Origin of the sequence: Rummeliibacillus sp. TYF-LIM-RU47 (assembly GCF_008638315.1) — a bacterium.
Taxonomy (GTDB): domain Bacteria; phylum Bacillota; class Bacilli; order Bacillales_A; family Planococcaceae; genus Rummeliibacillus; species Rummeliibacillus stabekisii.
The window spans coordinates 472,248-494,579 of sequence record NZ_VVIR01000001.1 but is presented as its reverse complement, the minus strand read 5'-3'; the positions used below and the strand labels follow the sequence as shown (position 1 = coordinate 494,579).

At 38.4% G+C, this 22,332-nt stretch carries 23 protein-coding genes; 5 read left to right on the top strand and 18 right to left on the bottom strand.

Translation table 11 applies throughout. From position 1 onward, the window contains the following. The first annotated feature begins 2 nt into the window (after window positions 1-2). Window positions 3-926: a PLP-dependent cysteine synthase family protein gene (locus F0527_RS02335; RefSeq protein WP_150283674.1), complete on the top strand. Its 924-nt coding sequence runs from the start codon at window positions 3-5 to the stop codon at window positions 924-926. Between the two features lie 2 nt (window positions 927-928). Then, window positions 929-2,062 (top strand): bifunctional cystathionine gamma-lyase/homocysteine desulfhydrase, encoded by a 1,134-nt coding sequence (locus F0527_RS02330; RefSeq protein ID WP_150283673.1) that lies wholly within the window; start codon window positions 929-931, stop codon window positions 2,060-2,062. Between the two features lie 129 nt (window positions 2,063-2,191). On the opposite strand, the gene F0527_RS02325 is transcribed toward F0527_RS02330, so the two are convergent. The 17 genes from F0527_RS02325 to F0527_RS02245 form a co-directional block, all read right to left on the bottom strand. Continuing rightward, complete coding sequence (locus F0527_RS02325; protein WP_150283672.1) at window positions 2,192-2,566, bottom strand: immunity 22 family protein; 375 nt, start codon at window positions 2,564-2,566, stop codon at window positions 2,192-2,194. A gap of 12 nt (window positions 2,567-2,578) precedes the next feature. Beyond that, on the bottom strand, window positions 2,579-4,222 hold the full coding sequence (locus tag F0527_RS02320) for a pre-toxin TG domain-containing protein (protein WP_150283671.1): 1,644 nt from the start codon (window positions 4,220-4,222) through the stop codon (window positions 2,579-2,581). Window positions 4,223-4,693: 471 nt separating this feature from the next. Continuing rightward, a complete protein-coding gene (hag, locus tag F0527_RS02315) occupies window positions 4,694-5,524 on the bottom strand; it encodes a flagellin Hag (protein WP_150283670.1) in 831 nt (276 codons plus the stop codon). Window positions 5,525-5,669: 145 nt separating this feature from the next. Then, entirely contained in the window at window positions 5,670-5,882 is a 213-nt protein-coding gene (gene csrA / locus F0527_RS02310; protein WP_147194788.1) for a carbon storage regulator CsrA, read from the bottom strand. 4 nt (window positions 5,883-5,886) lie between these two features. Further along, complete coding sequence (fliW, locus tag F0527_RS02305; protein ID WP_150283669.1) at window positions 5,887-6,324, bottom strand: flagellar assembly protein FliW; 438 nt, start codon at window positions 6,322-6,324, stop codon at window positions 5,887-5,889. A gap of 13 nt (window positions 6,325-6,337) precedes the next feature. Beyond that, a complete protein-coding gene (locus F0527_RS02300) occupies window positions 6,338-6,892 on the bottom strand; it encodes a DUF6470 family protein (RefSeq protein ID WP_150283668.1) in 555 nt (184 codons plus the stop codon). A gap of 54 nt (window positions 6,893-6,946) precedes the next feature. Beyond that, window positions 6,947-7,816 carry a flagellar hook-associated protein FlgL gene (gene flgL, locus F0527_RS02295; protein WP_147194797.1) on the bottom strand — a complete coding sequence of 290 codons (870 nt, stop codon included), beginning with the start codon at window positions 7,814-7,816 and terminating at the stop codon, window positions 6,947-6,949. Between the two features lie 17 nt (window positions 7,817-7,833). Further along, complete coding sequence (gene flgK, locus F0527_RS02290; protein WP_150283667.1) at window positions 7,834-9,429, bottom strand: flagellar hook-associated protein FlgK; 1,596 nt, start codon at window positions 9,427-9,429, stop codon at window positions 7,834-7,836. 29 nt (window positions 9,430-9,458) lie between these two features. After that, window positions 9,459-9,953 carry a flagellar protein FlgN gene (locus tag F0527_RS02285; RefSeq protein WP_150283666.1) on the bottom strand — a complete coding sequence of 165 codons (495 nt, stop codon included), beginning with the start codon at window positions 9,951-9,953 and terminating at the stop codon, window positions 9,459-9,461. A gap of 12 nt (window positions 9,954-9,965) precedes the next feature. After that, entirely contained in the window at window positions 9,966-10,229 is a 264-nt protein-coding gene (gene flgM / locus F0527_RS02280) for a flagellar biosynthesis anti-sigma factor FlgM (protein WP_150283665.1), read from the bottom strand. Between the two features lie 170 nt (window positions 10,230-10,399). Beyond that, window positions 10,400-10,816 (bottom strand): TIGR03826 family flagellar region protein, encoded by a 417-nt coding sequence (locus F0527_RS02275; RefSeq protein ID WP_066784569.1) that lies wholly within the window; start codon window positions 10,814-10,816, stop codon window positions 10,400-10,402. Between the two features lie 128 nt (window positions 10,817-10,944). Further along, on the bottom strand, window positions 10,945-11,544 hold the full coding sequence (locus F0527_RS02270) for a ComF family protein (RefSeq protein ID WP_150283664.1): 600 nt from the start codon (window positions 11,542-11,544) through the stop codon (window positions 10,945-10,947). Continuing rightward, the gene (locus tag F0527_RS02265; RefSeq protein WP_370454622.1) at window positions 11,541-12,983 is read right to left on the bottom strand and encodes an ATP-dependent helicase ComFA; all 1,443 of its coding nucleotides are present in this window, start codon (window positions 12,981-12,983) and stop codon (window positions 11,541-11,543) included. Before F0527_RS02265 ends, F0527_RS02270 begins: the two co-directional genes overlap by 4 nt. Window positions 12,984-13,106: 123 nt before the next feature. Continuing rightward, entirely contained in the window at window positions 13,107-13,949 is an 843-nt protein-coding gene (locus F0527_RS02260) for a DegV family protein (RefSeq protein WP_150283663.1), read from the bottom strand. 131 nt (window positions 13,950-14,080) lie between these two features. After that, window positions 14,081-14,710: a nuclear transport factor 2 family protein gene (locus tag F0527_RS02255; protein ID WP_150283662.1), complete on the bottom strand. Its 630-nt coding sequence runs from the start codon at window positions 14,708-14,710 to the stop codon at window positions 14,081-14,083. A gap of 206 nt (window positions 14,711-14,916) precedes the next feature. Continuing rightward, window positions 14,917-15,591 (bottom strand): response regulator transcription factor, encoded by a 675-nt coding sequence (locus tag F0527_RS02250; RefSeq protein WP_066784550.1) that lies wholly within the window; start codon window positions 15,589-15,591, stop codon window positions 14,917-14,919. Window positions 15,592-15,623: 32 nt separating this feature from the next. Next, on the bottom strand, window positions 15,624-16,769 hold the full coding sequence (locus F0527_RS02245) for a sensor histidine kinase (RefSeq protein ID WP_150283661.1): 1,146 nt from the start codon (window positions 16,767-16,769) through the stop codon (window positions 15,624-15,626). Between the two features lie 186 nt (window positions 16,770-16,955). Here F0527_RS02245 and F0527_RS02240 point away from each other — a divergent pair, with 186 nt between their 5' ends. Then, window positions 16,956-17,591 carry a YigZ family protein gene (locus tag F0527_RS02240; protein WP_150283660.1) on the top strand — a complete coding sequence of 212 codons (636 nt, stop codon included), beginning with the start codon at window positions 16,956-16,958 and terminating at the stop codon, window positions 17,589-17,591. Between the two features lie 137 nt (window positions 17,592-17,728). Further along, window positions 17,729-18,940, top strand: a complete 1,212-nt coding sequence (locus F0527_RS02235) for an LCP family protein (protein WP_150283659.1) — start codon at window positions 17,729-17,731, stop codon at window positions 18,938-18,940. Window positions 18,941-19,326: 386 nt separating this feature from the next. On the opposite strand, the gene F0527_RS02230 is transcribed toward F0527_RS02235, so the two are convergent. After that, window positions 19,327-20,364 carry a glycosyltransferase family 4 protein gene (locus tag F0527_RS02230; protein ID WP_150283658.1) on the bottom strand — a complete coding sequence of 346 codons (1,038 nt, stop codon included), beginning with the start codon at window positions 20,362-20,364 and terminating at the stop codon, window positions 19,327-19,329. Between the two features lie 624 nt (window positions 20,365-20,988). Here F0527_RS02230 and brnQ point away from each other — a divergent pair. Next, window positions 20,989-22,311, top strand: coding sequence for a branched-chain amino acid transport system II carrier protein (gene brnQ / locus F0527_RS02225; protein ID WP_150283657.1), 1,323 nt, complete (start codon window positions 20,989-20,991; stop codon window positions 22,309-22,311). Window positions 22,312-22,332 lie beyond the last annotated feature (21 nt).

The window sequence follows — 22,332 nt, the reverse complement described above, 5'->3', positions numbered from 1 at the left end:
GCATGAAGTACGCAAAAAACATTCAACAATTGATTGGCCATACCCCTTTGCTTGAATTGACTGCCTTTCCTTTGCCTGAAGGAGTCAGACTGTTTGCCAAATTAGAATTTTTCAATCCTGGTGGCAGTGTAAAAGACCGGCTCGGTCAATATTTGCTTGAGCAGGCTTTTCGTTCAGGAGAACTGCAGAAAGGCGGCACGGTGATTGAACCAACTGCTGGTAATACTGGCATCGGCTTGGCGCTTGCAGCCATCCATTACGGGGTGAAAGCTGTGTTCGTCACCCCAGAGAAATTTAGCCAAGAAAAGCAAATTTTAATGAAGGCGCTTGGAGCAAAAGTGGTGAATACGCCGACAGAGCTCGGGATGGAAGGCGCCATAAAGAAAGCAGAAGAGCTTCTTCAAACAATTCCTAATTCCTATTATCCAGGACAATTTCGGAATGAATGGAACCCTGCCACTTATTATGAAACACTCGGTCCTGAACTTGTGGAAGCAATGGAAGGACAGATTGATATATTTGTAGCGGGAGCTGGATCAGGCGGGACATTTACCGGAACTGCCCGCTATTTGAAGGATCACGTTCCCGGTGTCCGCTGTGTCGTGGTAGAACCTGAAGGATCCATATTGAACGGCGGAAAGCCAGGAAGCCATGAGACAGAAGGAATTGGTATGGAATTCCTTCCCCCATTTATTGATACTACATTGTTCGATGGAATTCATACGATTTCTGATCAGGAAGCATTCCATTATCTAAGGGAAGCCGCAAAATTAGAAGGCCTATTGGTCGGGAGTTCTTCCGGCGCTGCGCTAGCAGCAGCGTTAAAGGAAGCGGAACAGGCGCCTCCAGGAAGCCATATTGTCACCATTTTTCCTGATAGCAGCGAACGATATATAAGTAACAGAATATATGACGAGGTGAAATAAAGATGAAAAAGAAAACACAATTAATACATGGTGGAATCAGCAGTGACCCATATACTGGTGCAGTTTCAATACCGATCTACCAGTCTAGTACATTCAAGCAGGACGGCGTCGGCAATTTCACATACGAATACGCAAGAACAGGCAACCCGACGAGAGAAGCGTTGGAAAAGCTGATTGCTGATATTGAAGGCGGTGCTCGGGGATTTGCATTCGGATCTGGTATGGCTGCCATTACAGCAGTAGTCCATTTGTTCTCATCTGGCGACCATCTGATCTTAACCGATGACGTGTACGGTGGTTCCTTCCGTGTCATGACGAAGGTATTCAACCGTTTTGGCATTGAGGTTTCGTTTGTAGATACAACAGATCTAGATGCTGTTAAGTCGGAGATTCGTCCTGAGACAAAGGCCATCTTTGTAGAGACGCCTACGAATCCTCTATTGAAAGTGACGGATATTAAGGCGGTCAGCGCAATTGCGAAAGAGCATCATTTACTGTTCATCGTTGACAACACATTTAGCACCCCTTACTGGCAGAACCCGATTGCACTAGGTGCGGATATTGTCCTGCATAGTGCAACGAAATATCTTGGGGGTCATAGTGATGTCGTGGCGGGCCTCGCCGTTACGGCAACAGAAGAGCTTGGAGAAGAACTCCATTTTATCCAAAACTCTACCGGCGGGATACTAGGACCACAAGACAGTTGGATCTTGATGAGAGGCATCAAAACGCTCGGTATCCGCATGGAAGAAATTGAGTCGAATACAAAAGCGATTATAGAGATGCTTCAAGAAGAGGTAGCAGTAGGCAAAATCTTTTATCCGGGTCTTGCAGATCATCCGGGACATGAAGTCCACCAATCCCAAGCTGGCGGATTTGGAGGTATGGTCTCCTTTACCGTGGAAAACGAAGAAAAAGCGCGAGAAGTTGTGAAAAATGTTCGCTACTTCACATTGGCAGAAAGCCTTGGTGCTGTCGAAAGCTTGATCTCTGTTCCCCCTCTCATGACTCATGCTTCAATTCCACGAGAACGGAGATTAGAACTGGGCATTGAGGATGGACTTGTACGGATTTCGGTTGGACTGGAAGATGCCGAAGACCTTGTGGAAGATTTGCGCTCTGCTTTGCGGAAATAAGGAATACTAAAAAGCTGCGGAATTTTATTCTGCAGCTTTTTTGTGTCTATAGTTTTGTTATTCTGAGGGCGAAAATTCAGGATTAAGCCTATACAACAGCTAAATCAATTCTCAATACCTAGGGTTCTCTTATTCATAATTTGTAGTAGCAATAAAATCAAAATCGCCATTTGAGCTAATTTCATTGTTATATTCAAAATTATATATTAAGATTACTGCATTATATGATTTCTTTAGATTTATATTTTTCTTGATCCTTGGAATGATAATTTCATCATACGAACATCCATCTAATAATACTGAAAAATCACTACTACTATTCTTATAGACAGCTTTTTCTATAGTATCCTCATCTGTTTCATCCATATCAATATTAAAATCCATAAAAAATTGAGAAGGGACAGACTCGCCATCCTCATCATATGATAAATCAACATACTCTCCTATTGAGTTCTCATCTTTAATATTCCCTAACCAAATTGAAACCCATCCTTGTTTTTCCATTATTGTTTCCTCCTACTTTAATCTTAGACCTTGAGGTAAAGACGAATCCCCACCCGCTAATCTATAATTAGCCCAATTATTCAGCCTTCTAACAAATGTATTATAGTCGCTAGAAGTATCTATTATTGCTAATAATTCATTATGTGCTTTAGTTGAGCCCAATCCTCCATGAATACCATTTGGATTGATAAATTTAACATCAGATATAGCTGTTCTTAAATTTTTAATCTCTTCCGCACCAATATTCCAATACTTAAATTGCGGAGCTCTTGAAACTAAGTGCCACTCATGTAAACCTCCAGGTTCTCTAAGCTGACGTTCAATTTTCTTCCTAATCTTTTTATCTTTCCAAAGTTCGTCTAGTTCACGACTTGTTAGGGAGTTGAAGAATTTATTAAAAGTCCCACTCTTTGCAGTTGGTATATCATCAGCAGTTAATTTAGTTATATCTTTAGTATTTTTATTATCTACACCCTTACCACTCAAAACCCCATCCTTTTCCACCTGCTTGATAGCTAAATACTCATCTGCTTTCGCAGGGAGTTTGCCTGATGGAAGACCTCGCTCTACTCCGGTGACTACATTCCCAGCGGTTGTTTGGACCGCACGGACTTCGATTGGGCGGAGGGCGTTGTCGATAAATTTAGCGGATTCACGGACCGTTTGTTGGCCTGTCTTTGATGTGACTGCAGCGAGAACGGGATGCTTCAGGGTAAATTTCAGCTGATCGCCATGTGCTTTCCCTAGATTTCTCGCATGTTCCAGCGTCGACTTTAAGGCAGATCCCCCTCCATTCTCAACTGTTTTATAGGCTGATTTCATTACATTCGCAAGAGCTGGCATATTTTTTAATAAGGCTTTTCCCGCTGCTGCGCCGGCACCAGGCACAATCGCAAATGCCCCTCTTACTAGGCGTTCATTATCAGAGAGTTTTCTGCCGGATATAAGATCTTCTCCCCTGATGGCTCCTCCGACATCTATAGCCGTATAGGCAGCCCCTGCCACGAGTCCAGCGGGTGGACAGACAATCGTTAAGCCTACCACAACCCCCGTAGCAATTAAATTAAACCAAAATTCCTTCTTCTCCTGGCCCGCACGGATTCCTTCATATTCAAAGGCCCCACTATTTAAAGTGGCTGTTTCATAATCGTCTTGAGAAGCTTTGACATCTGGATTTTGTAGCTTCCATGCCTCATATTCAGCTTTCAGATTATCAGAATACTCCGTGTCAGTTTCATATAAGTCCGTTAGCTTGATCTCCTTTTTATCATGTCTATAAAAAAAGGGTCCTGTTTGAACGTTAATCGTATTTGCTGTGGTATACGCCGTAGCATTCATATCAGCCATCTTTTGTATATATTCATTGATGCTTTTATAGAAAGGTTCGTCTACTTTTTCATCTATAATTTTACCAATTCCCTTGGCATAATCATATAATTTTTTGTACTTCTCGCGTATGGGTTTTGCTTCTGGGTGGTATGTCTGGGGGCTAAAAGAAATGGCTCTATCAATATCTTTGTCTGCTATTTCGCTCTTCGAGTCCTTAAAAAGGTCATCTGCATACTCATACTTATTGTCATATTCGTGTGCTTCATTCACTTTTTCCAGTGCCGAAGCTATGCTCTTCCATTTCGCCTCTTCATAGAGAATCTTCACCTACTGAACACCTCTTAAAACAATTGGGAAGCAATCATTACATTTCCTCAATTGTAAAAAATTTATAATTCCATTTTAAAAAAGAGAAATATAGCCGTCAATGAGTATTATAGTTTAGCAGTTATACCAGCAAAGCATAATATTCTAAAATCAATCATATTAAGTTGTTAAATATGCAGGAAATAGATAGATGATTTAATGTTATGTATGCAAAGATATCTATTTTACAATCAGTTGATAAGTATTTTGGTATATATTTAAATTCTTAATTAACCATAATTAGACTTTCTCAAAAAAGTAATTAATATTTTATAACAAGTACAATATAATGTAGGTAAAATTACCCTTTTATGTATTAAACATTTAAACAATAAGATTTTAGCACCTTTTAAAAATTCAAAAGTAAATAAATAAAGACCCTAGGATAATCCCTAGAGTCCTTTTAAATTAATCTAAGCGACTATGCTAAGATTAACGAAGTAATTGAAGTACACCTTGTGGCTGTTGGTTAGCTTGTGCTAACATAGCTTGAGCTGCTTGAGAAAGAATAGAGTTTTTAGTTTGCTCCATCATTTCTTTCGCCATATCCACATCACGAACACGTGATTCTGCAGCAGTTAGGTTTTCAGAAGCATTGTTCAAGTTATTGATAGTGTGCTCTAAACGGTTTTGGTTTGCACCAAGTTTAGAACGAGCAGCAGAAACTGTTTTAATTGCAGTATCAACTAACGCAATATCAGTATCAAATTGACCAGTTGTTCCATCAGGAGCTAAAGCACTTACTCCTAAATCAGCTGCACTGAATCCTTTACCTGTTCCAGCATCAATTGTTAATTGAAGTGTTTGCGTTGCATTAGCACCAATTTGGAAATCCTCTTCAAAAGTACCATCTAATAATTTTTTACCATTAAATTCTGTACGAGTAGAGATACCTGTTAACTCTTTATTTAATTCTCCAATTTCATCCTTGATTGCTGTAAGGTCTTCGTCAGCTAATGTTCCACCATTACCAGCTTGAACGATTAGTTCACGTTGACGTTGTAGGATAGAATGAGTTTCACCCAAAGCACCTTCAGCAGTTTGGATTAAAGAAATAGCGTCTTGAGAGTTACGAGATGCTTGATCTAATCCACGAATTTGTCCACGCATTTTTTCTGAAATTGATAGACCAGCAGCATCATCGCCTGCACGGTTAATACGAAGGCCAGAAGACAATTTTTCCATTGATTTTGATTGTGCGTTTGTTGCACTATTCAATTGGCGGTGTGTGTTAAGAGCTGCAATATTGTGATTGATAATCATTATAATTTCCTCCTTGGAATATACAATCCACATCCTTGTGGATCTCAGTGTTTTGACAGGGAATTAAGCCGGCCGGTCTCTTTTCCCTGTTACATACTTACTATCGGAGCATTACGTAATTGTTTAATAGTTTTAGTTAAATTTTTTACTTTTTCTTTTTAAATATGTCTAAATTTTGGAGCACCGCTTCCGTATTAGATTGTGACACTTCTGTTCGGAGTTCTCCCCGTACTATTCCAATGTTTTTAGGAGCTTTGATACCAAGTTTAATTTGGTCCCCTTTAATTTCAGTGATGACAATTTCCACGTCGTCCCCTACCCAAATAGTTTCGCCGACTTTACGTGATAGTACTAGCATCTCTTCACCCCTCTACGCTTTCTGTTGAGATAAGGTGTCGTATTGCATAATCTTCGTTATTTAATATAACTTGTTTTGCCTTGTTATTCGTTGTATTCCAAACAATTGGCGCTTTTAAATTAATCGTAGATTGCTCAATTGATTCTTTTAATGAAACAATCGATAGCACTGCAACTTCCCTAGGATCATTTATTTGCAGGGAGTGCGTGATGATTTCGTCGATTTCAAAGCTGTAGTTAGTTGTAATGTCAAATGGATTAGTCACAATAAAGGCAAGTTCTGCTGTTTTAATCGATTGCAGGACATGGAATGCAGTATTATCTTCAATCGGGAGTAGCACAAACCCTTTTTCATCCTCAAAACCTGGTATGCCATGTTCGAATTGAAGAATTTGAGATGATTCAATCTCTACTTCCCCTAAATAGGCTGTTAGAATATTCATGTTTAATCTCCCCTTACACTTGCCAATCTATTTTTAATGAAGGGTATTGAAGCATTTCTGTTGTCACTTTACCCGCTGTGTATTCATGGATTGGCTTATTGATTTTCGTGTTGTTAATTACTTTTTGCGGTTGGGCTTCTATATTTACCTTTCCCGGTTGGAATGAAATTTTAACGCTGCCTGGTGAAGGGATAAACTTAATACCTAAGCTAGAATAAGGCTGTCTGCCAGACTGTTTGGAATGCGCAGCAATTGGATTACCCCCATTCTCAATATGCATCAAGTCGTCACCTTCACCCGCCCTTCTTGAAATCCCTTCTAAGAGCTGTCCTCTGCTATAACTAGCAACTTCGGCCGTACGCCGTATGCTACTCATCAAATCTAAATCTGCACGTGCTTCTATTGTATCGATGGAAAGCTCCGGCTTTATCGTACTAATTTCAAGGATCGCGGCTGGTTGCTCTAACTCCAGCTCAGCCTGAGGCTGTTGAATTTCTTGAATTGGCTGCTGAATGTTTAAACCAAGTTTACCTTGCGTTGATTCAAGGTGCAATTTTGGCATGTCCATAAAGTATCACCTCTCAAAAGAAGCGTTTGGAAAAATTCCAAACGCTTCTTCATCTTATCTTAAAAAATCTGTCAATGACGGTTGAATAATACGAGCTCCTACTGATAATGCAGCTCGGTGGATAGATTCTTGTGTGATCATATTGGTAATCGCCTTTTCGTAATCTACATCTTCATTATCTGACATTTGCTTAGTTGCAGAGATTTCTTGCGATGCCAGGCGATCTTCCATCAATTCTACACGATTTTGACGAGCCCCAATATCTGACCGAATCGTCAATAATTCATTACTATTTTTATTAAGCTCGGTTAAGGAGTTACTAAAATCCTCAGTTGTTGTAGCACTATCTAACCTTGCAAACATATCATCAATACTTTGGAATGTGTTGAGTGGTGTAATATTTGATTGCAAAGAAATGCCGTCAAAAATCTCTATATTTATTGTCTTTTCAAAAGCAGGATCGGTTGAATAAGTCCCTGTAGTTTTATCAAAAGGAGGTACATTTGTTTTAGTACCACTAAAAATATATTTCTCTCCGATTTTTGTATTGGACATATCTTGCACATGTTGTCGTAATTGTTTTAATTCGGCCTTTATTTTATCACGGTCCTCTTCAGTGGTAGTTCCATTTGCCGCTTGAACTAGTAAATCATTCGTGCGCTGCAATGCAGCATTTACTTTATCCAATGTATTATCAGATGTATCCAGCCAATTATTGACTTCACCAATATTGCGCTCATACTGCTCTATTTTGCCAAGTGCTGTACGGTAGTTAATCCCTTTCATAACAACAACAGGATCATCTGAAGGGCGGTTTACTTTTTTCCCTGTTTCCACTTGGCGTTGTAAATCCCCCATTTTGCCGTAGCTACTTGATAGATTGCGTAGCATATTGTTTGAGAGCATCGATTGTGTTACACGCATCTCACTTTACCTCCTACTTACAGACCTACTCGGCCCATACCGTTAATGATCTTATCTAATATTTCATCGATTGCCGTAATCATACGAGCTGATGCGCTGTATGCTTTTTGGAATGTAATCATATTTGTCATTTCTTCATCCAAGGATACAGAACTTACGGATGCTCTGCGTTCTGTGACAGATTGCAGCAATGTTTCTGAATTATATTGCAAGCGGTTTGCTTGTTGGCCGTCGACTCCTAGCTGACCTATTAGTCCTTCAAAGTAGGATTGCGTGCTAACGCCACCTAAATCTGTCAGTGCTGAAAATTTCATATTTGCTAGTTTTTGAGCAAGTTTTCCATTACCAGGTTCCGCATCTGTAGAATCAGATGCAGCAATTAGCTTTGGATCTTTAACAATCGCCTCATTCACGACAATATTACTAGCAGACATGCCACTTGATGCGTCTTTTACTACAAAGAAATCCTGTCCTTGAACACCATTCAAATCTGTACCAGTTTTGTGAATTTTATTAAACTCTTCTGCAAAAGCCTTAGCCATTTTATCTAAGTTAGCTAGCATTTCTGGCAATTTTCCCGTAACGTTTCCAGTTGATGTACCGTCTACACGATAGCCGTAGGAATTAACTAATGATTTTAACTTGCCTGTTTCCGTAAACTTGTTTGCTAAATGAACCTCTTCCCCTTCTGCTGACCAATCGTTGTTAACTGGTTTATCAATTGCCTTTTTATCGGCATCCAGTTCTTTTTTTACAAGGTAAAAGCCTGTAACAGGTTCTGTCGGTGTTACGCCGTCTGTTGAACCTTTTGTACGCAATTCAGCATGATCTGCCCCATCTACCAATTTCAACTTCGTACCATCAGCAAGTTTAATAGAAACAGTAAGAGAACCTTCCGAAATAGCTAATGCGTTGCCGCCTGATTTTTGATATTCCAAATCAATCGGAAAATAGCTAGATAGCTCATCAACAAGATTATCTCTCGCATCATACAAATCATTTGGTAAGTAACCGTTTGGTTCCACATCTTTGATTTGTCTATTGATATTGGCAATTTGTTCGGCAAGTGAATTAATATCCTTTAATGAGATACCAATTTCTTTTCCCGTGTTATCTTGCACTTGTTTAAGCGATGTTGCCATATAGTTAAATGAATCTGCTACCGCCACGCCACGTTGAACAACAACGGCACGTGCTCCTCCGTCTTCCGGATGTACGCTTAAGTCCTGCAATGAATTCCATAATTCATTCATTGTTTGGGCAAGTCCATAATTGGATGGTTCGTTTAAGATATCTTCCATTTGTATAATGACTTGTGATGTGGATTGCCAATAACCAAGTTTATTGGTCTCTTGTCTATATTGATTGTCGACAAATTTGTCGCGGATTCTTTCTATTGAGCCTGCTTCGACGCCCGTACCTAAAAACCCAGGCATTTGTGGCGAATTCGTTCCTGTACCTGGGAACCCTTGTGTCGGCTGCATGTTGACGCGTTGACGTGAATAGCCGATCGTATTGGCATTGGAGATATTATGGCCAACTGTGTAAAGTGCTTGTTGTTGGGTTGTAAGGCCGCGTCTGCTTGTTTCTAAACCCATAAAAGTGGAGCCCATTCTTTTTCCTCCTATAGCAATTCGTGCATTTATGCTTGCGAATCAAAATTAGTTTTCGGCAAATGGCTGCCTCTGGCTTCGTTTTTCGAATAATTCACTTGATTTTGCTCTGGGCGCATCAAGTCGAGCGTCATATTGACATATTGTAGCGATTGGTAAATCATTTTTTGATTTAAATCATTTTGCTGCTTCAGTGAATCTATGAGACTAACTAAGCGATCGCTAGCCTCTTTCAATGCATCTTTTTCATCTTGTCTGCTAGCTGCTTCCATAACTTGTACAACAGTATTACTGCCAGAGGAAGCAAATCCCTTTGCTTTAAAGTAATCCGTTACTACCTTCTGGCGCTGTTGTTCAAGCTGCGATATGGCTAGTACATGTGCTTGCTCGTCTTTCAAAATTTGGTCGAGAGCTTCCATATCGCCGACTTTGATTAGATCTGTTTTGCGATAAGCTAGTTTGAGCAGGCTTTTATGCATTTTTTCAAGTTTATCCATGCTGGTTAACAGCGGCTCTATGGACATGTTCTCTCTCCTTTATTTGCGGTAATAACGCAATAAGTCTGATGCTAATTTATTTGCGTCGACTTTGTAATTGCCTGATTCCACTTGTTCTTTAATTTGATCAATACGTTCTGCACGGTCGGTGCTGTAGCTTTTGATTCCTTGAAGGTCTTTCGCTGCAGATGAGATTTCAATTTGGTCCGTCATATTGACCGTACTCTTCTTTAGTTTCTCTGTTTTTAATGATTGGTTTTGATATGGATTTACTTTGTTCACACCATAATTTTGAATTTTCAACGTAATGACCTCCTCTTTTTTATAATCGTATACTTTTTATTTCGGTACAATTTGGTGAATGTTAAGCCAATACGCGATAAAACGAAAGAGTTCCTATTGTTTGTTATTTAGTATAGTACTTTTTTCTAATTAAAAACCTTCATTCGCCAAAAGGAATGAAGGTTTATGCTTTATTTATTATTTCTGTCAGATAAATAAGTTGCCTTATCTTGATTCTCTCTTGCTTGCCTGAATTCACGTGCCGCATTAAATTTATTTAAGTCTTTTTTCAAACCATCTGCACATTCGTTACAAAGCTTTCCTGAAGTTGTTATGCGCCCGCATTGATCGCACGGGTATCCTAAATTTGGGAATAAGGCCGGTTGAAGCCTATTTTTTCTAACCCATTTATATAAAAGCTCTTCTTCCACGCCTGTGACTTCAACAATCCGTTCAACTGTCGCCGCGCGGTTTTCTCGTTTACGCAAAAAACGGTAGACAACTTCATACATATTTTCTTCATCCTGAGTGCACTTCGGGCAAACTTCCCTTACACCGGTATAGTTAAAGAAGCCGCCGCACTTCGGACAATTTCGCAATTCTCCCATTGTCATTCCTCCAACTTATAGCCACTAAGACTTTTGGCATTCTATGGACATCATAGCAAAACAAAAAGCATATGCCTATAGAAAATTAAGTGAAAAGTCAATAAGAGTTTATATTACTACAAGTAAAATTATCCTTGAATCAGTGCAAATGACGTTACTGTCCTCGCCCCTGCTTCCCTTAGTAACGCAGCAGCATGTTTCAAGGTTGTACCTGTTGTCACAATATCATCGACCAACAAATAATCGATATGTTCTATTTGACAGTCTTCCTTTAAACTGAAAAATTGCACTGATTGCTCCCTCTCCATTTTTGATTTAGTCGCCTGGTTTTGCGTAGTCTTTTTCTCTAGGCAATGTGTATAAGGGATGCTGGCAGCCCTCAACAGTTCGTCCACCTGAGCAAATGTCCGTTCTTTTTTCTTTAAAGGATGCATAGGAATTGGAACAATGGAGGTACAACTGTTTTTCAAATAAGTAGCAATGTCTGAACGAAAAACTTCTGCCAAAACAACATCCTGCCCGAATTTGAATTGATGAAGATAATCATGCATCGCTTCATTATAGTGATATAGCGCAAAGACATCTTCATATTTTTGTTCGTTGTCTAGTACCCGCTCAAATTTCCCCAAGCACTTCTCACAAACAACTGGCTCGGGAATAGAGGTAAAAAGCAGTTTCCAAGTAAGATGTTGACGCAATGCTGCTGAGCATAAATAGCAGTGTATCATTGAATCACTTCCATTTCATTCAGCTTTACGATTTCTCTTCGTGCCTCATCCATTTCCAACGTAATGCCATGATGGAAGAATACTAAATCTCCTGAAGGATGATCCGCTGAACGGCCGACACGTCCACCAATTTGTATGAGCGCACTTTTGTTGAAAATGGTGCTTTCTGAACCAACCACTGCTACTTGCACTCGTGGAATGGTGATGCCACGTTCTAAAATAGTTGTGGTCAAAAGGCCTGGTATTTTACTCTGCCTTAAAGATAGCACCTTTTCTTTTCGGTATGAGTCCTCTGCGTGAACAGCTTGTATAGCTGGATGCAATTGCTGGAATAATCCAACCGACTTTTCCATTAGCTCAATTGTAGGAAAAAAGACTAAAAAAGGTTCTTCTTTCTCCAGCCGATCACAGACCCATTGCTTTAGCTTTTGAGGAATTTTGCCTTTTGTAAGTTTCTTTTGATAACTGAACAATGAATCAAAACGCGGCACAGGCAAAGGGTGTGTATGATATCTTCTAGGAATAAAAGAATATCCACCCTTGCTTTTTTTAATCCTATTTTTTAATTCACCAGATGGTGTTGCGGTGACATAAAGAATGGGTGCTTCTGCTTTCTTCGCTTTCTGAACAGCTTCTTGTAATGTTTGATCAGATGTATATGGAAAGGCATCCGCTTCATCAACTATGACTACATCAAATGCCTCTTCAAAACGGTAAAGCTGATGTGTCGTTGCAATGATGAGTTGGGAATAGCGTTTATCTACCTCCGCTCCCCCATAAAGTGCTTGTACAAATGTTTGTGGAAACACTTTTTGAATCCGCGGAGCAAGCTCGAGGACTACATCTGTTCGAGGCGTCGCCACACATACTCGTTTATGGCTCTTTAGGCATTCAGCAATGGCTGGAAATAAAATCTCAGTTTTCCCCGCGCCACATACTGCATGAGTAAGATGATCTCTACTTAGGCGTACACTTTCTATCAGCTCGACAGAAGCTTTTTCTTGCTGAGGTGTAAAGGTACCTTCCCATTCAAACGTATTTCCTTTGGTCACTATTTTCTTTCGAGGACCGATCCATTTTATTAATTGTGTACAGGTACTGACTCTGCCCATGTTAATGCAATGCCTGCAATACACACATGTTTGTTCACACTTTGCACAATAAAAACGTGCGAAAAAGTGTTGTTTTATATTGCGGCAACGATTACATTGCCATTTTTCTTTGGAAAATAAATGATTGGTTGCTGAGATTAATTGAATACCAGGGATGACTTCTACATAGCCAAGCTTAATTTGCTGATCGATTGTTTCACTTCTTAAAAATGATTGATTGCGTAGCCATAGCCTGCCAGTTAAAAAGTCTCGCAGCTGATGATGCAAAAGGTGTAACGGGGAAGATGGAGTAAGATTAAGCTGTGATTTGTTTAACTGAAATCGCAATGATTCCCTCCAATTCTGGGGTTGGATTGAATTAAGTTTAGCGATATTCGGGAGTCATAACAAGGGATATTTCATAAAAGAAAAATCCCGATAGACAAACTTGCATCAACGGGATTTTAACTATTATTTTCGATACCACCCAAGCCCAAGTGAACCTTCGCCAAGATGCGTACCAATGACAGGACCGAAATAGCTTAATGTAAATTCAACGGATGGATATTTTTCTTGAAGGACATGCATCCATTCTTTCCCTTCCTCTTCACAGTTACCATGGATGACGGAAGCTTTAATATTTGGATGGACTGCTACATCTTCTCCTAGTAAATCTTCTATACGCTTAAGCGCTTTTTTACGTGTACGGATTTTTTCAAATGGGACAATCACTTTATCTTGGAAATGCAAGATAGGTTTTACTTGCAGCAACCCACCGATTAAAGCTGATGCTGCTGACAGGCGGCCACCACGTTGCAGGTGCGCCAAATCGTCCACCATAAAGTAAGCACGAACTGTTTTTTTCATTTCTTCAAGTTTCGCTATGATTTCTTTTGCAGAAGCACCTTGTTTGGCCATTTTACCTGCCTCAATGACATAGAAGCCTTGGACGTAACAGGCAATTTCACTATCAAAACCATGTACATCTAAATTTTTGACCATCTCACCAGCTTGTACAGCGCCTTGATATGTTCCACTAATACCACTTGATAAATGGATAGTTACGACTTCATCATAGTCTTTCGCTAGTTTTTCAAACAAGGAGACAAATTTGCCGATTGGCGGCTGCGATGTTTTAGGAAGCTCTTTTTCTTCCCGAACTTTTTTATAGAACGTCCCTACGTCTAGATCGACACCTTCCTCATAAGACTCTCCCTCAAAAATAACGCTTAGTGGGACTACATGTATATTTAAATCTTTTATTTCATCCTCTGACAGATAGGCTGTGCTATCTGTAACGATGGCGGTTGTCATTAATTGTTCACTCCCCTACCTACATAAATACAATTCTATAATAGATCACTTGTTATGTTCAATGGGAAATAGCTAAACCCGGCAAAACAAAAATGAACGCAAAGATTTCTCCGCGTCCATTAGCAGTACTTCTATTTTTTTGTTCCCATGACATAGACAGCAGAAACGCCCCATTTGCCGTTCTCCTTCGTCATCACTGTCACTTGGTTGAGTGGTTGTGTGAAGGAGTTGCTATCTTGTTTCACAACTGTTTTGATATTCGCAAAAATTTCTGCGTAATTGTCCTTGTATTTCTTCAAGGTAATATTTTTAGCGGTACGCTTTACATCATAGTCTTTAAACGCTTGTTTAGTGTAGTCAATTTCTTCTTTATAATCGAAGCCTTGTGGTTTATCAGCAATGGTTTTGGCATATCGATCAATATCTTTATCATTAAAAGCAGCAATATATTCATCGAAGACGGCTAATATAGCTTTTTTCTCTTCAGCTGGCGCTGTTTGATCTTCATCAACTTTACCGTCTGAATTTAGCTCAAAACCTACACCTTCATCATCTGAAGAGACAGATGGTTTCGCGGCCTGTTCATTCGTTTCTGTATTTTGTTTCGTATCGGAAATACCGTGATTAATCGCGTTATTTTGAGATGTATAATCACTATCTTTGGTCGACCCTGTATTGCTACTCGCTTTTTCATCGTTGTTGCCACATGCAGCTAGCATCAACGCACATACACCGATTAGCGCTATCTTTCGTAAAAACATGGATGAGGCCCTCCTACTTTGTATTCAGCAAACATATTGACGTCAAACTAATTAATATGTTTCATTTCAAACAATATCAGTATAATCCAGTTAAGATAGCGTGTCATCTTCTTTTAACTTCCTCGGCATTCACCTTAACACGATATAAATAGTAAAAAGCTAGAGTAGCGGCTCGAACTCCGCTATACTCTAGCTTTTTAATTTTCTTATCTTACTTCGACCCAGCCGTTTTTAATTGCTGTAACAACTGCTTGCGTACGGTCGTTTACATTCATTTTTTGAAGAATGCTTGATACATGGTTTTTAACTGTTTTCTCTGAGATGAATAATGTTTCACCAATTGCTCTATTGCTTTGACCATCTGTTAAAAGTTGTAGCACTTCACATTCACGCTTTGTAAGCAAGTGGAATGGACGGCGAATTTCTGTTTGATGGAATGAACCTTTGTTTTCGCGTTCGCTTAAACGACGGTATTCCGCTACTAAGTTTCTTGTTACTTTTGGATGCAAGTAGGAGCCGCCAGCAGCTACGATTTTAATCGCATCAACAATTTCATCCGCATCCATTTCTTTAAGCATATAACCTAATGCACCTGATTTTAATGCATGCGATACATATGACTCGTCATCATGGATGGACAAAATCATCACTTTAGCATTAGGGTGTCCTTCAATAAGCTCAGCTGTTGCTTCGACGCCATTTTTTTGTGGCATATTAATATCCATCAAGACAACATCTGGTTGATACTCTTCATATAGTTGGATAAGATCCGTACCATCATCGCCTTCTGCAACGACTTCAAATGAATCTTCAAAGTCCAATATACGTTTAACCCCTTCGCGGAATAATTGATGATCATCAATAATAATAATTTTTGTCATGAAAACTTCCTCCTAAATTGCACCTAAATTCTCTATTTTGTTTTAATTGGTATTTTAAACATGATGCGCGTTCCTTGTTTTTCTACAGAATTTAAATTCATTTCGCCACCTAGCAAATCGACACGTTCCTTCATTCCAATCAAGCCAAAAGAATTCTGTTTTGTAGTTTGTGGATTAAACCCAATGCCATCATCTTTAATGGAGATATTGATAAAGTCTTTACAACTCTCTAGTTTAACCCACACCTGATGTGATTTTCCATGTTGGATTGCATTATTTACACACTCTTGCACCAAACGGAAAATGGCCACTTCGTATTTTGAATCAAGCCGGGTCTGTTCTCCAATGCTTTGGAAATAAACCTTCGTTCCTTGATGATACTCTTCTACAGAACTTAGGTATTTTTTCAAGGTCGGCACGATTCCTAAGTCATCTAGAGCCATAGGCCGTAAATCATAAATAATACGTCTTACCTCATGCAAGGCATCCCGCACCAAACCCTTTAGTTCTACTATTTCCAGCAAAGCTTTTTCAATACCTCGTTCTTGATATGTACGATTAATTATATCAGTGCGTAGCAATACATTAGCAAGCATTTGTGCGGGACCATCATGAATTTCTCTTGAAATCCGTTTTCTTTCTTCTTCAGTGGCTTCAATAATTTTCATGGTGTAGTCTTCACGCATCTTCGCATTTTCTAATGCCGGACGAATGCTCTTCAAATCAACGGTCAAATAATTCAGCACCACGTTAACTTGGCTAACCAAATGATCCGCCCGTTCAATTGTATCGAGTAGGGAGCGCATTCTTCTTTCTAAGTCATCCCTCTTATCACGTAATAACCTTTCTTCTGCTTGAAGAATCGAGTAACGAATTTGAATCTTATTTGCTTGGTCATAGGCTTTTTGAATCTCTGCTTCACTATAAATGTTGAAATTCTTAGAAACTTCCGCTAAACGAACTCTCGACAATCGTGACTTTTTCTCTAGCACATCATTTTCCAGAATTACTTCCTTTATTTTAGAACGAACTTGTTCCAGCTCGAGTTTCATTTCATCAAATGTTTTGCGACTCTGTTCACTGATAGTGAAGATGTCATTCTTTGATTCGTCGATGGTTTTAATCATTCGGTTGAAGATTAAATCCAACGATTCTAAGTCGAATTTATCGTTTAACATTCACATCACCCTTATTTTTTGTGCTACATTTAAATCAATACTTCGCCTGTTTGCTGGCTTATATATCTTTCCTACTGTATTCACATCATTATTATATCACGTGTCAGACTTAAGACTATTAAATTATGATGACAAACAGATGTCTAAGGCTTCACGAAATAGGACCTATATAAAGAGGAGTGTAACATGAGAAAAAATTATTTAACAATAAAAAGCGCTGGTTCCAATGAAATTGTAATATCAAAATCAAGATTTATCGCTAACTGTAAACGAGTGGAAAATGAGGAAGAAGCATTAGACTTTATTCAATCAATAAAAAAAGAGCATCATTCTGCAAATCACAACTGCTCTGCATATATAATCGGTGAGAATAACCAATACCAAAAGGCAAATGATGATGGGGAACCTAGTGGAACTGCCGGTGTACCTATATTGGAAGTTATCAAAAAACAAAACTTGCAAGATACAGTCATTGTCATCACTCGCTACTTCGGTGGCATAAAATTAGGTGCAGGCGGTTTAGTACGAGCGTATGGTAAAGCAGCGTCTGCTGGTATTGAGGCTAGCGGAGTTGTAGAACGCAAGTTACATAATGTTATGAAAGCAGCAATTGACTATACCTGGCTCGGAAAACTAGAAAATGAAATTCGAAATTCTTCTTATTTAATTAAAGAGATTGCTTACGCAGATAATGTAGAATTTTACGTATATGTTCCTGAAGAACAAGAAGCAGAGTTTAGCGAATGGTTAACAAACATGACTAATGGGCAAGTAATGATTACATGTGTTGACAAAGTATTTCGTGAATTCGACAAAATATAATGAAATTTTAATTTTACCTTTACATTTTCACATAGTATAATGAAGTTCGCTATATGTGCTAAAAGAAACTTCTTTCTTTTGAATAGCGTCAAATAATTATCTACACTTAGTATTCCTAAATTTAGAGGAGATTATATATGACAAATTCTAGAATACAGGCAAAAAAAGAGAAAAGAGTGAAAAAGACGCCTAAGAAGAAAAAGTCGCGTCTCGCTTTAAAAGTCTTTTTAATTGTCATTGCATTAATGCTCGTTTCTGGCGGTGCCTATGCATACTATTTATATAAACAAGGCGAAAAAGCTGCTAACAAAGCATATGACAATGAAAACGAACGTGAAAAATCTGATTTGCGTACTGAAAAAGTAGAACCGTTGAAAGACAATATCTCAATCCTATTTGTTGGGATTGACGACAGCGAAAAACGAGAACAAGGCACTGATCATTCCCGCTCAGATGCGTTAATGCTTGCCACTTTAAATAACAAAGATAAATCAGTAAAACTATTGAGCATTCCGCGTGACTCTTATGTATATATTCCCTATGTAGGCTACCAAGATAAAATTACGCATGCCCATGCATATGGCGGTACACAAGCAACAATCGATACTGTTGAAAACTTGTTGAATGTTCCAGTGGATTACTATTATCGATTGAACTTTGATGCGTTTATTCAGATTGTAGATGCATTAGGCGGTATCGAAGTGAAAGTACCGTACGCCCTACATGAATTAGATGAAAATGACAAACGGACCATTAATTTAAAACCAGGAAAGCAAGTCCTGAATGGTAGTGAAGCATTAGCGCTTGCACGTACACGTCATCAAGACAGCGACATACAGCGCGGCGAACGCCAACAAATGATTTTAAAAGCCATTATTAAAAAAGCTTCTTCCGTTTCATCATTCACAAAATATGATGACATCCTGGAAGCAATCGGCAATAATATGAAAACCAATATGACGTTCGGCGAAATGAAGTCACTTGCAGCATATGTGAAAAACGGTATGCCTAAAGTTAAGTCGTTATCATTAAAAGGTAACGATGATATGTCTACAGGTGTTTACTACTATAAACTTGACGAAAATGGTTTAGCTGAAACACGCCAAGTTTTGCAAAAACAATTGGGAATAAGTGACAGTGATTTAAACAAAACGAATCAACAAACTGACAACAACACTAATCAACAAAATAATAATAACCAGCAAAACAATACTAATCAACAAAACACGAATAACCAACAGCAAAACACGAACCAACAAAATAATAATGCCGGAAACAACAATGCTGGCTATCAATCTGGATCCACTAACAACTATAGTGGCAGTTACAATTCCGGCGGTAATCAATAAAGTCGCTTCATTGGCTAATAAATAAGAAACACCCCAAACGTTAGAATCAAATCTAGCTTTGGGGTGTTTTTTGATCTTTCACAATAATTTTTTCAATCCATATTAGTATTGCGCAATAATAGTTCCGTTTCAAGAAGCACTTTCTGCGCGCTTAGTTCCATCTCTTCGTCACTACGTTCATGCAGGACTTTCAGATCACGCATATATTAGGAGATATCGTATCTACTACACTAGTTATAATAGTCCATCTATTTTGAGTTTAATAAGAACTGAGTCATCCTTCCTCTCTTTACTAAAACTTCACTTTGTCGTTCATCTCCTATATCTATTTATTAACTAAAAAAAGACGTGAAAGATATATCTTTCACGTCGTCTTAAATCACTAGTTATTTACGTCTTACTAGATTTAAAAGTGGTCGGTAATTTTGTCCAGCTAGTCCAATCGCTTCAACAAATAATTCAATGGCAATCAAGATTACCGTGATTAGTAAAATAGCTCCCCATACTGTAGCCATCGAGAATGTAACTGCCGCTACTCCGAACATCGCTGCAATACCGTAAATTAACAGTACTGTTTGGCGATGAGTAAATCCAATACTCATCAAACGATGATGCAAATGGGATTTGTCAGGACTAAATGGCGGTTGTTTATTTAATAAACGGCGCACAATAGCAAAGAACGTATCCGAAATTGGCACGCCCAACATTACGATCGGAATAACCAAAGAGATAAACGTAACATTTTTAAAACCAAGTAATGATAAAACGGCAATCATAAATCCAAGGAACAGCGCGCCTGTATCACCCATAAAAATTTTAGCAGGATGGAAATTATAAAATAAGAAACCACAAGTACTTGCAGCAAGAATTAAAGCAATCACAAGTACAAAACCATTACTCATAATAAACGCCATACCAGCAAGTGTAACTAAAGCAATCGTAGAAACACCAGCAGCAAGGCCATCCAATCCATCTATTAAGTTAATTGCATTTGTAATAGCTAATATCCAAAGTATTGTTAATGGAATACTAAAATATCCAAAGGTTAATTTTCCGTCAAAAGGCAAGTTGATAAAATCAATTTGAACGCCGCCAAAGAAGATGACGATTAATGCTGCTGCCAGTTGGCCAAGCAGTTTTGCTTTTGGCGTAATTTCAAGCATATCATCAAGAGCCCCAGTTATAACAATCACAAAGCCACCAATTAAAATAGCAACCATTGACTTATCCATAGGATGTGCTACAGCAATCCCTATTAGAAAGGCTATAAAAATGGCTAAACCGCCAAGTCGCGGCATTACACTGCTGTGTACTTTGCGATGGTTTGGTTTATCAACAGCGCCAATGCGGTATGCGAGTTTCTTAACGAACGGAGTCAAGAGTATTGAAGCAACAAAAGCTACAATTAGTGCTAGGTAAGTCATATTACCCGTCCTCCTTACGAACTCTACATCATTTTATATGAAATATGCGTCCCAATAACGCAGTGATATACTATTTCTCATTAAGTACAAAGAATATTATAGCACGAAATTAGCAAAATAGCAGTCTCTTTCAAGGAATTCATTGGGCCACTCATATTCACAAATGTACTTCTTCCCCAATTCTATTCTTTATACACATAGACAAAATGCAGTCGCTCTACTTATTTCTAATCTTCACTATATATTAATTGGGATACTCTAAAATTACAAGACGTATTTAAGAACAAATTGTTCCAATTATTGTTCTTCATTTTACCAGACTATTGATCTCTTCAAAATAGAACTGTTAATAGTAAATAAATAAATTTAAAAAGCTTTAAGATTTTAATGTATTCGACAAATTATAAAAATATTCATCTTTTTATCACAAAATAGTGTTTTTTTCGATATTTTTTTATGGTACTCTAATCAATAGCTTTTGAAATTTTAATTAGAATTTTCAGATATTAAATAAATTCACTTACTATTCTAATTAAAAAATGATATACGGCAAAACACAGGCCAATGAAAAACACTAAAACACTTCTTAGATTTTTCAGTGCCTAAGTAAAAAGGAGTTTTTCTATGGAAATTCAAAAACTGTCACTTGGAGAAAAAATTTCGGTAGGTTTTATGCTATTTGCCCTTTTCCTTGGTGCAGGCAACATTATTTTCCCACCATTGCTAGGACAACAATCAGGCGAACATTTTGTATTAGCCATTATAGGATTTTTAATCACAGGTGTAGGTCTGCCTTTACTCGGCGTTATTACAGTTGCTAAGTCAGGCGGCGAATTACAGGATATGGCTTCTAAAATAAGCCCATTATTTGGAATCATCTTCACAGCAATTGTTTATCTAGCTATCGGTCCTTTCTTCGCCATGCCGCGTACCGGTACCGTTTCATACGAATTAGGGGTAAAACCTTATTTATCAGAACATACCGCTTCTATGAGCTGGCCACTAATTATTTTTACAATACTCTTCTTCTTAATTACAGTGTTTTTTGCATTGAATCCAAGCAAGCTTATTGACCGAGTAGGAAAAATTCTAACACCAGCACTTCTGATTGTAATCGCGGCTCTTGCCGTAAAAGCTGTTGTAACCCCAATGGATGGAGCAGGAAAAGCGATTGGTAAATATGTCTCAAATCCATTCGGCGAAGGTTTTGTACAGGGCTATTTGACAATGGACTTTCTTGCAGCATTAATTTTCGGTATCGTAATCATCGAAGCATTAAAGGGTAAAAATATTACGCATAAACCAACTGTTGTGAAAACAACTGTTTTTGCAGCCTTTATTGCAGCAGCTGGGCTTGCACTCGTTTATATAGCTCTTGGTTATATAGGTTCTTCCAGCTATCAATCAATTGGCCAATTTAAAGAAGGTGCAGATATTATTACAAAGTCTGCCTACATTCTATATGGACAATTCGGTAATATTTTATTAACTGCGGTGATTTTGCTGGCATGTCTGACAACTTCAATCGGATTAATGACAGCTTCATCAGAGTTTTTCTATAAATTGTTCCCATCGATTTCATATAAAGCATGGGTTTGGATTTTCGCAATCTTCTCTACCGTTGTTTCAAACATAGGTTTATCACAACTAATTGCAGTTTCCACACCAGTTCTATTAGCTATTTATCCGCTAGCAATTGTTTTAATGATATTAACATTGGTCTCTAAATGGTTCAATGACGCACGCTCTGTATACATTACTGCACTAATTTTTACTGCCCTCATTAGTATTTACGACGGTCTTAAAGGTGCAAATATTAAATGGCCAGGCTATGAGGCATTTTTGAAAGAAATTCCACTCTATACAACAGGAATTGGATGGCTCATTCCCGCTTTAATAGGTGCAGTGATTGGCTGGATTATTTCTCTTTTCCTAAAAAGAAAATAATATATTATTATTTAAGCGATT

Bases quoted from the DNA above. Each gene is read 5' to 3' on its own strand.
- F0527_RS02335 (WP_150283674.1), top strand. From the start codon at position 3: ATGAAGTACGCAAAAAACATTCAACAATTGATTGGCCATACCCCTTTG.
- F0527_RS02330 (WP_150283673.1), top strand. From the start codon at position 929: ATGAAAAAGAAAACACAATTAATACATGGTGGAATCAGCAGTGACCCA.
- F0527_RS02325 (WP_150283672.1), bottom strand. From the start codon at position 2,566: ATGGAAAAACAAGGATGGGTTTCAATTTGGTTAGGGAATATTAAAGAT.
- hag (WP_150283670.1), bottom strand. From the start codon at position 5,524: ATGATTATCAATCACAATATTGCAGCTCTTAACACACACCGCCAATTG.
- csrA (WP_147194788.1), bottom strand. From the start codon at position 5,882: ATGCTAGTACTATCACGTAAAGTCGGCGAAACTATTTGGGTAGGGGAC.
- fliW (WP_150283669.1), bottom strand. From the start codon at position 6,324: ATGAATATTCTAACAGCCTATTTAGGGGAAGTAGAGATTGAATCATCT.
- F0527_RS02300 (WP_150283668.1), bottom strand. From the start codon at position 6,892: ATGGACATGCCAAAATTGCACCTTGAATCAACGCAAGGTAAACTTGGT.
- flgL (WP_147194797.1), bottom strand. From the start codon at position 7,816: ATGCGTGTAACACAATCGATGCTCTCAAACAATATGCTACGCAATCTA.
- flgK (WP_150283667.1), bottom strand. From the start codon at position 9,429: ATGGGCTCCACTTTTATGGGTTTAGAAACAAGCAGACGCGGCCTTACA.
- F0527_RS02285 (WP_150283666.1), bottom strand. From the start codon at position 9,953: ATGTCCATAGAGCCGCTGTTAACCAGCATGGATAAACTTGAAAAAATG.
- F0527_RS02275 (WP_066784569.1), bottom strand. From the start codon at position 10,816: ATGGGAGAATTGCGAAATTGTCCGAAGTGCGGCGGCTTCTTTAACTAT.
- F0527_RS02270 (WP_150283664.1), bottom strand. From the start codon at position 11,544: ATGATACACTGCTATTTATGCTCAGCAGCATTGCGTCAACATCTTACT.
- F0527_RS02260 (WP_150283663.1), bottom strand. From the start codon at position 13,949: ATGACAACCGCCATCGTTACAGATAGCACAGCCTATCTGTCAGAGGAT.
- F0527_RS02255 (WP_150283662.1), bottom strand. From the start codon at position 14,710: ATGTTTTTACGAAAGATAGCGCTAATCGGTGTATGTGCGTTGATGCTA.
- F0527_RS02250 (WP_066784550.1), bottom strand. From the start codon at position 15,591: ATGACAAAAATTATTATTATTGATGATCATCAATTATTCCGCGAAGGG.
- F0527_RS02245 (WP_150283661.1), bottom strand. From the start codon at position 16,769: ATGTTAAACGATAAATTCGACTTAGAATCGTTGGATTTAATCTTCAAC.
- F0527_RS02240 (WP_150283660.1), top strand. From the start codon at position 16,956: ATGAGAAAAAATTATTTAACAATAAAAAGCGCTGGTTCCAATGAAATT.
- F0527_RS02235 (WP_150283659.1), top strand. From the start codon at position 17,729: ATGACAAATTCTAGAATACAGGCAAAAAAAGAGAAAAGAGTGAAAAAG.
- F0527_RS02230 (WP_150283658.1), bottom strand. From the start codon at position 20,364: ATGACTTACCTAGCACTAATTGTAGCTTTTGTTGCTTCAATACTCTTG.
- brnQ (WP_150283657.1), top strand. From the start codon at position 20,989: ATGGAAATTCAAAAACTGTCACTTGGAGAAAAAATTTCGGTAGGTTTT.